The organism is Mesorhizobium sp. M4A.F.Ca.ET.090.04.2.1 (assembly GCF_003999085.1).
Classification (GTDB): Bacteria; Pseudomonadota; Alphaproteobacteria; order Rhizobiales; family Rhizobiaceae; genus Mesorhizobium.
In genome coordinates this window covers 1-10,905 of record NZ_RZOT01000165.1, presented here as the reverse complement: position 1 = coordinate 10,905, position 10,905 = coordinate 1, and the positions used below count along the sequence as shown (strand labels likewise).

Here is a 10,905-nt window from a genome sequence, read left to right as displayed (position 1 = left end):
GTTCTTTACATCGTCACGCGCCCATGGCGATACGTCTCCACGGCAGCTCTTTGCTACCGTCGCCGGGGTGATTTGAACCTACGCGTTTTCATCGCGGAGCTTCGCATCGAGGCGAGCGAATGCATCAGCCCCGAATAAGCGGTCAAATCGGATGAGCGTTCTCGAGAAAGTGGTACCCCTTCCGTGCTTCAAACAGATCTTGCGGAAAATGAGAGGGCTGAGTTGCCATCTTTTCGTTCCCTGACGGGCCAGTCGCGGGGGTGAGCACACCATGATTCATCGCCCAAACAGCAGCCTGCGTACGATTACGAACCCGAATCTTTCGAAGGATCGCCTTGACGTGGACCTTCACCGTAGCTTCGGCGATTCTAATCTCGCGCGCGATGGTTTTGTTAGAATCCCCTTTGATCAAGCAACGTAGAATACATTTTTCCCTGTCCGACAAAATTGACAGGTCTCTGTCGACATTCTCCATTTTAGCAGCTGCGACTGTCACATCATCCGTCACCGCGTCATATTTAAGATCATGCCTTATGTCCTGAATAAATGTCGAAGGCTCCACAGGTAACACCGTCTGCCCGAGCATAACCAACTCGAGAGCTTTGATGAACGTATCGGAAGGAGCGACTTTTGATAAATATGCGTCAGCTCCTGCACGAAAGGCCGAAACTATATCGCTCGATCGACAGTGATCGGCCAGCACAACGACGTGGCTGTTCGAACAAATCGCTTTAAAGTCGGCAATTTGTGCGAATTCAGCATCTGCATCAGTACCGCCGACATCCAGGATCAGCAAGATCGGTCGGTGCTGGGGTAGCGGCTTCTGCAGAAGATCGTGAACACAAGCCGCAGAGAAAAGAATACGAAACTTTGCTGTATCCAAGATTCGACTAAGGCCTTCTCGGAGTAACTCGCTCGGCCCGACAAGCACCGTCATGAAAGATTGTTTAGTCATCGTAGCCTCCCCAACGCGCCCGGTAAGGCGCTCGGGGCGCCAACCGCATATCTTTTAAGGTTACGCTAGGAAAACCCTACACCCAAATACCCTCTTTAGGCGTAGGGGCAGCGTCTCGGGACCATCGGGATTTCTCAAACCTGTTGGCCTTGGGGAAGGTATGATGCAGGCGGCGGGCCTGCATTCTTCCGCAGCGCAGCGCATTGGACGAGTTCGTCCAAGTCGGTGCCTTATCCGGAAGGAGTGCCCACAAAGGGATAGTTGTGCCGCAGGCGGTGAAGGGTCACGATGAGGAAGAGTCTTGCCCGTCGACCCGTGCTCGACCAGTTCGGGGCGGCATCGTCACCATTGAAGGTGAAAGCCACACGCCATGGCCACAGAACACAATTCCGAGCCCGTCACTCCCTCGTCACGGGCCGGCGGCCGACGGATCAGGGGAATAAGGGCCATCCTGCTGGTCTTTGGACTCTCCGGTGTCGCCGTCCTGGGAGGGGCCGCGGTCAGAAACTTGGAGCCCCTCAACCGAGAGACCATCGGGGTTGTTTCCAGGGCCGTGGCGCAGAAGCTCGAGGATATCTCCGGAGCCGCGGTGCAGAAGGTCGAGGATATCTCCGGAGCCGCGGTGCAGAAGGTCGAGGATATCTCCGAAGCCGTGGTGCAGAAGGTGTCTGCTGCTATCGATAGTTGGCAGGATCAACCGGTTCAAGCCAGGGCCGAACCCTCCCGCGCGATCGTGTCGGGACCGGATGCGTCGGCCGCGACCTTGGTCGAGGCGAGCGTCGTCCCTGCCGTCCCCGCCATTGCCGAGCGCCCCAAAACCCTCGGCAAGGGACCGGATGCGCCGGCCGTGACGTTGGTCGAAGGGAGCGTCATCCCTGCCGTCCCCACCAGTGCCGGGCGCCCCAAAACCCTCGGCACGGCGCCAGAAACCGGAAGCCTGTTCGGCGTCGGCGACCGTATCAGGGTCGTGTTCTACGAGCGCGTCGAGGTCGAGGAAGACAAATGGGGGGGCGCGTCCTCAGCCTCAGCCCTGCGCGGCATCCTGCAGCGTCCGGAACTGAGCGGCGAGTACATGGTCCAAGAAGACGGCACGATTTCCGTGCCCTTGCTTGGCTTCATTCCGGTCGCCAACCGGTCGACGCAACAGGTACAGGCCGACCTGGCGGAAACCTTCGAACAATTGCTGGGCCGCAAGGGGCTTGTCAACATCCTGTCGCTGGAGCGACCGCCCATTTATGTGCTGGGGCCAGTCAAGAATCCAGGCTCGTTCAAGTACGCGCCCGGCATGACGATCCTGCATGCCATCGCGCTGGCCGGCGGACTCGACCAGGGCCAGGGCGAGCCGTGGCAGAAGATCGAAGCCGTGCGCGAAAGCCAGAAGCGTAGCGGGGCGATCGATGCAATGTTGAAGTTGCTCGCTCGCGTGGCGGTGCTGAGAGCCGAGCGCGACGGTACGGCGCCCAAGATTCCACGCCAGCTGCTGGAGTTGGCCGGCGCGACGGAAGCCGCCAACCTCATCAGCGAGCAGAGCGACCGGCGCAAGGCCGTCGCAACGGCCCGCAAAGATCGCGAGCGCACGATTGTGCGTGCACTGGAGGCGGCCAGGCAGGATGTTGCCGCGTATGGGCGCATGGACTCGCTCGACGAGCTCATCAAGCTGCGCCAGGAGCGCGTCAACAGCATGCGCACGCTCGTGGACCGCAACGTTCTCAGCATGACGGTGATGGATCAGGTCCGGAGCGAGTTGTCCGACGCGGAACAGCGTCGGAAGGATGCCCTCAACCAGTACGCCATGGCCAAGCAGCGCCTCGCTTCGCTAGAGGCAGAGTCGTTGCAGATCCGGGCCGACCTCATGAACGATCTGGAGGTCGAGATCGAGTCCACCGAGACCCAGATCGCGGCCAATATGCGCGAGTTGAACGCCAGCGAAGGCGTCCTGGACACGCTGCCGATGACCCGCGCCCAGTCTGTGAAGGACGCGAACAGCGTAACCTATCAAATCGTGCGGCAATCGGCAGCCGGACCGGTCAGCATCGAGTCCCTCGGAATGACCCTGCTGCAGCCGGGCGACCTCGTCAACATTATCGTGGGCGACGGCGAGCCAAGAGAGCTGGGCGGCTCGCCGGTCCCGACCTCGTCGCCGACGGCGTCCACAGCCAACGATGCAGGGCTTGGCAGCGAAGTGGCGGAGGAGAGGATCGGTCCGAATTGATGCCCTGCAAGGAAACGAGTGGGAAGCGCCAAACGACCACTCGCCGACAGCTTGAACCGTTTCATGAACGAGCAGGTCCGCCTCAGCTGAGTTTCAAATATCGGCATGGACTGCCCGCCATGGGTAGTCAGGAATAGGGTCTTCACTTCCCGCGCCGGCGATACGAGACTTCTCCAAATAGGCCAAACAGGGCAAACCCCGAGCGCTCCCTGGCTGAACAGCAGCGCGCGTCGAGGACAGGAGTTCTTGATGTCTCAGTCATCGGTGCAGAACCCTATCGTGTGCCTTCAGTAGGACAAGCCATGCGCCAGGATACGGTTATCGACGTTACCGTGGAGGCCTTGCCCGACATCGCGAGACTTGAGACCATTTGGAAGGAGCTCGAAGCCCGAGCAACTTACTCATTCTATCTGTCCTGGCTCTGGATCGGAACCTGGCTGCGGCATCTGCCGGGGGGCGCGCAACCACATGTTCTGGTCGCCCGGACGTCAAGCAGAATCGTTGGGTTGGCGATTGTTTGCCGGCGAAGGGCCTGGAGTTTCGGGCTGCATGCGCGGGCGCGCTGGCTACTCAATGAAACCGGAGATGCTCGTTTCGATCGACTGTTCATCGAGTACAACAACATACTTGCGGAGCGATCCTTGGCCGATGCCACCAGAGTGGCATGCCTCGAGGCCTTAGCGCATCACTTGCGCTACTCTGACCAGTTGGTGCTCTCCGGTATTGATCCGGACTTTGAGTTGGCCGCTTGTCGCACCGCAGGCCGGGCTGGACTCCTTACCGATGTGAGAGCGGACGATACGGCGCGGTGGATTGATTTCGCTAAAGTCCGCCAGAAAGGCGGAAATTTCCGCGCCACCTTGGGCCGCAACACTCGGCAGACGGTAAGCCGTGCCATGCGGCTATATGCTGAACGCGGCCCCATTGCGTTCCGGACTATGGAAGTGACATCGGAGGCGCTCGCCGCATTTAATTTGCTCGCCGAGCTTCATCAGGCGCGGTGGGGACGCAAGGGAGCCTTTGCCAATCCGAGCTTCCGTCGATTTCACGAGGAGCTCATCTCACTCGGAGTTCCCGCCGGGACGGTCCGCATCTCACGGACGTTGGCTGGAGAGCAGACAATCGGAATCCTCTACAATTTCGTGCATGACGGCCGTGTCTACAACTATCAAAGCGGCTTTCTCTATGAGCGCGACGGCCGGCTCAAGCCCGGGCTTGTCAGCCATGTTCTGGCAATTGAGGACAGCATCGGGCGTGGCGAGTGCGGCTACGATTTTCTGGCTGGGTTCTCCGGGCACAAGTCCCATCTGGCCAATGCCGAGCATCCCATGAAGTGGATCGCAATAGGCAGAGACGGTCCGGAGCGCCGCATCGAGGCAAAGCTGCGCGGTGCCAAGCGGGTGCTAGGGACCATTGCTACGAATATGAGAGAGGCCGTGGCTTGACGGGTCGACCCAAGCAGGGCGGCCAGTCTGATTGGAGGCAGGTTTCTTGGACAATCGGTTCGCGGATCCAGCTCTTGGGCAGGCGAGGACCAACAGGGGGTGCTGTTTGTCGGGATCGTGCGACTCGACCATTGTCGGTGCCGAACCCCACGGGCGGTCACTAGCAGCGACCCTGCGCGGACCGGGCGCAGCCCGCTCTGAAAGGGAAGGATTTGTAGGTTCCGGGCCTGCCTTGGCATCCATGTTTGCTCTGTATAGCTCGCCCTCAGAGCGGCTGTCTGAAGCAGAGTGCGTCTCCCGTTCAACTCGGGATCAAAGCACCAGTTCGCGCGGCGGGCTCTCAGATAAATGTTTCAGCGTGGCGGAATTGGTAGACGCACCGCACTGTTGATGCGGCGCCGAGAGGCTTGTAGGTTCGACTCCTACCGCTGGAGCCACCATTTCAGGTCGTTGAGCAAGGACCCTTTCGGCCCAGGTAGCTGCTCGCGATTTGCGCTTCAGTGCCTCACGATCCGGAGAGGTCGCCGTCGTCGCCCTCTACCAGGCAGGAGGTCGGGGGTGAGCGTTCTCCCTGTGCCCGAAGCGGACGAGATCGCAGCGCTCTGCTTTTCCGCCTCCGAGTATGGGTCCTACACCGCCCGTGGTCCGGAAGATTGGCTGGCAGGGCTTCCTCCGGCGCTTGACCCGGCTGGAGGCTATCTCCAAGGCCTTGGGGTGGGGCTTAGGCGGTGGTAGTCCGGAATTGGTAGTCCGGAATTGAAGTGCCCGCGATGCCATCATTCGCTTACGATGCACTGCGGATAAACGAGGGCACGCAAGGCACGGGACAGCGCTTCACTCGCATGTCGGGAGGCCCAATGTCGGCGGACGTGATGCAGATCCCGGAGCTTCTCGCGGACCTCGCGGTCAAAGACATCAAGGTCTGGGTGGAGGGCGACCGGCTGCGGTGCAATGCCCCCGCAGGCACTCTGACGGCGGAGTCTACCGAACAGTTGCGGGACCGGAAGGGCGAAATCATCGCGTTTCTGACTATGGCCGCGGTGGCGGCCCGGCAACAGTCTGCAATCATTCCCCTGCAAGCTCGCGGAACACGCACGCCCATTTACGCCGTACCCGGGCATATCGGGGCGCCCTTCTCATTCTCGGACCTGTCTAAGCACCTGGGCGGCGATCAACCGTTTTACACACTCCAGCCGCCTGGCTTCGATGGGCAAAGCGAGCCGATGGACTGCGTCGAAGACATCGCCGAATATTTCGCCCGCCAGATCTTAGAATATCAGCCCACCGGTCCGTACATCATCGCCGGTTACTGCTCCGGCGCTGCAACCGCTCTCGAGCTGGCGAAAATCCTGCGCCAACGCGGAGCGGAGATCCCATGCACGGCGCTCTTTGGCCCGCTTCACCCCACCACCTATGGGGAATCGCCGCGTCTGCTCTTTTTCCTTGCCAAGCGTAGCGCCGATTCGTTCCTGCGAGAGGCAGCCAAGCTGCCGACATTCGGCGCCCGTCTCCGATTTTTCGGCAGTCGCCTCCGCAATCTCGGCGAGCGCGTCCGCACCCTCGTGACCCCCATTCGCAAGAGCAATGAGCCGGTCCCGACGGATCCGGTGCTGGCGAGCAGAGCTCGACTCAAATCCACGGCGATCACGGCTTTGCGGCGGTACGTTCCCACGCCGTATTCGGGCCGAGTTTGTATATTCCTTCCGAACAAGGCCTGGATGCGATCGGGTGCAGCACCGCGCCGATGGCTTCGAGTGGTGCCCCATGCCGAGTTCTATTTCGGGCCCGAGGACTGCAACGATACCCTTATGCTGGAGGAACCGGACGCACCTGCCATCGCAGAGCTTTATCGCCAAGCAACCGGGCAAGCTGAACGATTGAGGTGATTGATTTTTTGATTTCTGCAATGGGGAGCGTATCTCATGAATGAAGTCCTACCTGTCGCGGCGGAGGGCGTAGCGCTTCCCCTGCTGGAAGATGGCGATCAGCGGGCGCTGGTTATCGAATACAACGCCACGGCAGCGCCCTACCCGTCGGACAGGACGATCATCGATCTCTTCCGCGACCAGGTGGTGCGTAGTCCTGACGCCGAAGTGATCCGCTTCGGCGACTCAGCGCTGACGTATCAGCAGCTCGACGAACGCTCCAACCAGATGGCCGCGCATCTGAGCTCGACCGGCGTGGGGCCGGGTCGGATTGCCGTTGTGTTCATGGAGCACTCTCTTGAAGTCGTCGTCGCGATCTTAGGCGTCCTGAAGTCGGGCGCAGCCTATGTGCCGGTGGATGCGGCAACACCGAAGGGGCGTCTTGCGACAATCCTGAAGGACATTGCCGACGGGACCGACGGGCGGGCGCCGGTGGCGGTCACCCAGGCGCGTCTGCAGTCCGTCATTTCCCCGAACCTTGCCGACATTTTCGTGCTCGACGCCGATTTCGGGTCGATCTTGAATCAGCCGGACTCGGCCCGACCGTCGGCTGCCACTCCGGATGGCGCCGCCTATATCATCTTCACCTCCGGCTCGACCGGCACGCCCAAAGGCGTCGTGATCGAGCATCGGAGCCTGGTGAACTACATCTGGTGGGCCGCGCGGGTGTACAGTTCCGGCGAACGTCTCGCATGGCCGCTTTTCTCATCCCTCGCCTTCGACCTGACCGTCACGACGCTCTTCACGCCACTCATCACCGGTGGCCGCATCGTGGTCTATCTTGGTGATCCCGAGGTCCAGAGCATGGTCGTGCTCAAGGTCATCGACGACAATGCCGTCGATATCATGAAGCTGACGCCGGCGCATCTCGCGATGATCCGCGACCGCAATCTTGAGACCACAAGGCTGCGCAAGTTCATCGTGGGTGGCGAGGACTTCAAGGCCGGATTGGCTCGCGATATCACGAAAGCCATTCCCCATCCTATCGAGATCTACAACGAATACGGACCAACCGAAGCCACTGTGGGCTGCATGATACACCGTTTCGACATCGACCGGGATCAATCCGCATCGGTGCCGATCGGCGTTCCGGCCGCCAATGCGGGCATCTACGTCCTCAACAAGGCACATCAGCCCACCATCCCCGGCATTATCGGTGAGATGTTCATTGCCGGCGACGGCCTGGCGAGAGGTTATTTCAATCGCCCTGACCTCACTGACGAACGTTTCCTCACGGCCACCGATCCCCGAGACCGGTTTTCGAAGCTGCGGCTGTACAAGACGGGCGATCTCGCCCGCTGGAACGCGGAAGGGCGCATGGACTTTCTCGGCCGCGCCGATCATCAGGTTAAGGTTGGTGGCGCTCGTATCGAACTGGGCGAGATCGAAGCCCGGCTTCTGAAGCACCCGCATGTTCAGGAATGCGCCGTCGCTGCCATCGCCACCTCGGTGGTGAAACCAGCGATACAAACAATGGCCCAAAACGGCCATGTCGAACCGCCAGCGGTCGAAGACGGCATCGCACGACTTGTGGCCTATTATGTCTCGTCGAAACCTGTGACCGTGGCGGCCCTGCGCGCCCACCTTGCCGAAGAACTCCTGGAGTCCATGATTCCGACACACTATGTTCGCCTCGAACGGATGCCGCTCACGTCCAACGGGAAGATCGACCGCGCCTCGCTTCCCGAACCGACGGCGGAAAACATCCAGCCTGCACAAGACTTCGCCGCCCCCTCGACGGAGACCGAGAAGACGCTGGCCGCGCTGTGGTGCGATCTCCTCAAGGTCGAGTCGATCGGCCGTGACGACAACTTCTTTGGCCTGGGCGGGCAGTCGCTCTTGGTGATGCGGGCGGTGTCGCGCATGCAAAAGACCTTCGGGGTCGACGTGCAGCTTCGCAATCTCTTCGAGCGACCGACAGTGGCCGGACTGGCGGAATTGATCGACGCAATGCGCTGGGTGGCCGATTCCCAAGTCCCCTCACGCGAGGGACCGAGAGAGGAAATCGAACTCTAGCCTATCGGACGGCCCTCCGAATGGCCCTGGGGCGGATGAAGATGATGGACAAAGCTTGGGTACCTTCACGTGGATCGGGGCTGCCTTGGGTAGCGGGGGAGTATGAGCTCTTACGGGACCAGGTCCGCCGGTTCGTCGAGGAGGAGATCAAGCCCTGCGCGGATCGCTGGGAAGAGGACGGGTTCATTCCCCGTAAGGTCCTGCGCCGCATGGGCGAACTCGGCTTCTTCGGCATCCGCTACCCGGCCGAGTATGGTGGTGCCGAGATGGACGCGGTTGCATCGACGGTCTTCGCCGAGGAGCTCGGGCGCTCGACCTATGGCGGCGCCGCCGATGCGATGCTGGTCCACAGCGACATGGCTTCCATGTACGTCTTTCACGACGGAACCAAAGCCCAGCGGGCCCGCTGGATGCCGGGCATTATCAGCGGCGAGGTGATCACCGCGGTCGCCATCACGGAGCCGGACGCGGGCTCGGACGTGAAGGCCATCCGCACGCGCGCGCTCCGAGAGGGCGACACTTACGTCCTCGATGGCACGAAGCTCTACATCACAAATGGCGTCCACGCAGATCTCTACTGCGTCGCCGCCAAGACTGATCCCTCGGCAGGAAGCAACGGAATCACGATGTTCCTCGTCGAGAAGGGCACGCCCGGGTTCAGCGTTGCCCGGGAGTTGGACAAGCACGGCTGGCGCTCCTCCGATACGGCGGAGCTCGTCTTCGACGGTTGCCGTATCCCCGCGGAGAACGTCCTCGGCGCGGAGGGACAGGGCTTCTACTCCATCATGCGCAACTTCCAGAACGAGCGCCTTGTCCTCGCGGCCATGGCGATAGGGACGGCCGAGGCGGCGATCGATATGACCCTCGCCTGGGTGAAAGCCCGCCGCGCATTCGGGGGCGTCCTATGGGACATGCAGGCGATCCGTCAACGTCTCGCGATGCTCTCTGCGAAGGTGGAGGCAGGCCGCCAGTTTCTCTATGCCACCGCTTGGCGCATGGCGGCCGACGAAGATTGCCTGCGCGAGATCTCGATGTTGAAGGCCATCTGCGGCGAACTCGTCAACGAGGTCGCCTATGCATGCGTGCAATTCCACGGCGCCATGGGCGTCATGCGCGAGAGTCCGATCGAGCGGATAACGCGTGACGCCCGCGTCCTAACCATCGCCGGCGGCGCGACGGAGGTGATGCTGGAGGTGGTCGCGTCGATGTCGTGAGCAAAACGCCGCCGCCACATCATGCGTCGCATGCAAACCCCAGCTCAAGGATCGCATCCTGGCCGCCATGCACGACATCTCAGGTCTTGAGCGACGAGGGGGGCGGTTCATCGTGCACAGGGCCGGCGGCAGAATCCAAATTCGTCGCGAAGGCCAAGATGAGGGCCGCACACGCACCCTCGATGCTGACGGCGAGCGTCCAGCCCAGGACCAGGCCTTGAAGTCCACCGAGCTTCGCTCCCGCGATCACGAAGCACAGCTCCAGCAATCCGCCAAGCGCGAACCAGCGAGATGCCTTGCGCATCCTGTCGCCCAACCGCGCCAGCGTGCAGGCATGAAATTTAAGCGTTGATCCCAGCAGGCTGAAGCCGAGGAAGCGCAGGCTCGATCCGGCGATCTCAGGATAGGCCGGATTGAAGACCGCCAGGATCGTCTGCGAATAGGTGAAGACGAAGACGGCGCAGACTAGCGAGAAGAGCAATGACGCCATCACCGACAAAAGGATGTCATGTCTGGATTGTTTCGGGCTCGCTCGCACTACGGGGAACAGGACCGTGGCCATGGCTGCGGGAATCAACGAGGCGATGGAGACCAACATCCACAAGCACACGAAGGCAGCATTGATGGCCGGCGACAGTAGAACCAGCACGAGGTAAGGCATGATGAGGCCCGGCGCCTGCAGGGCCACGTCGAGCGCGTAGTGGTCGAAGACCTTCTTGCGGAGCGTTTGGAGCAGTTGGAAGTCGGGAGGCCCAACGAGTTGACGCGCACCGCCGCGCGTCAACAGGTCCACGCCGACGAGGGACGCCAGCAGGCCGGCCGCCCAGCTCAGAAGAAGCGCGACATGGGAGGTGTAGCCGGCAGCCGCGGCGGCGGCGATCAGCATCAGCTTCAACATGCCGAACAGCACCAGCCGGATCATCCTGCCGGCGCTGCGCAGGTTGCCCAGGAATGCCTGGTCGCCCACGATGGCGAGACCGGTCAGGCCGCAGCCGAGGACGAACGCAATACCCTCGAACCAGCCGCCGATCAGCGCACTCGAGCTGTAGAAGTAGGCATGCCCGAGGACGAACAACAAGGCGAGGCCGACCGCCAGCGCCACCCCGACGCACGCTGCTGCGGCCACCAGGCCGCGCTC

Annotated in this window: 7 protein-coding genes and 1 tRNA gene; 6 read left to right on the top strand and 2 right to left on the bottom strand. The window is 61.5% G+C overall.

Going from position 1 to position 10,905, the window contains the following annotated elements; translation table 11 throughout:
* Positions 1-142: 142 nt before the first annotated feature.
* Positions 143-955: a response regulator transcription factor gene (locus EN781_RS13950; protein WP_126055868.1), complete on the bottom strand. Its 813-nt coding sequence runs from the start codon at positions 953-955 to the stop codon at positions 143-145.
* 553 nt (positions 956-1,508) lie between these two features.
* Here EN781_RS13950 and EN781_RS13945 point away from each other — a divergent pair.
* From EN781_RS13945 to EN781_RS13920, 6 genes are all read left to right on the top strand, one after another.
* A complete protein-coding gene (locus EN781_RS13945) occupies positions 1,509-3,167 on the top strand; it encodes a polysaccharide biosynthesis/export family protein (protein WP_189347563.1) in 1,659 nt (552 codons plus the stop codon).
* 302 nt (positions 3,168-3,469) lie between these two features.
* Positions 3,470-4,612 (top strand): GNAT family N-acetyltransferase, encoded by a 1,143-nt coding sequence (locus tag EN781_RS13940; RefSeq protein ID WP_127400068.1) that lies wholly within the window; start codon positions 3,470-3,472, stop codon positions 4,610-4,612.
* Positions 4,613-4,964: 352 nt separating this feature from the next.
* Positions 4,965-5,049, top strand: a tRNA-Asn gene (locus EN781_RS13935).
* A gap of 420 nt (positions 5,050-5,469) precedes the next feature.
* Entirely contained in the window at positions 5,470-6,498 is a 1,029-nt protein-coding gene (locus tag EN781_RS13930; protein ID WP_245455548.1) for an alpha/beta fold hydrolase, read from the top strand.
* A gap of 36 nt (positions 6,499-6,534) precedes the next feature.
* The gene (locus EN781_RS13925) at positions 6,535-8,553 is read left to right on the top strand and encodes a non-ribosomal peptide synthetase (RefSeq protein WP_126055870.1); all 2,019 of its coding nucleotides are present in this window, start codon (positions 6,535-6,537) and stop codon (positions 8,551-8,553) included.
* Positions 8,554-8,573: 20 nt separating this feature from the next.
* Positions 8,574-9,767 carry an acyl-CoA dehydrogenase family protein gene (locus tag EN781_RS13920; protein WP_245492595.1) on the top strand — a complete coding sequence of 398 codons (1,194 nt, stop codon included), beginning with the start codon at positions 8,574-8,576 and terminating at the stop codon, positions 9,765-9,767.
* Between the two features lie 79 nt (positions 9,768-9,846).
* On the opposite strand, the gene EN781_RS34335 is transcribed toward EN781_RS13920, so the two are convergent.
* A partial coding sequence (locus tag EN781_RS34335; protein ID WP_189347561.1) for a hypothetical protein occupies positions 9,847-10,905 on the bottom strand: 1,059 nt, incomplete at its 5' end.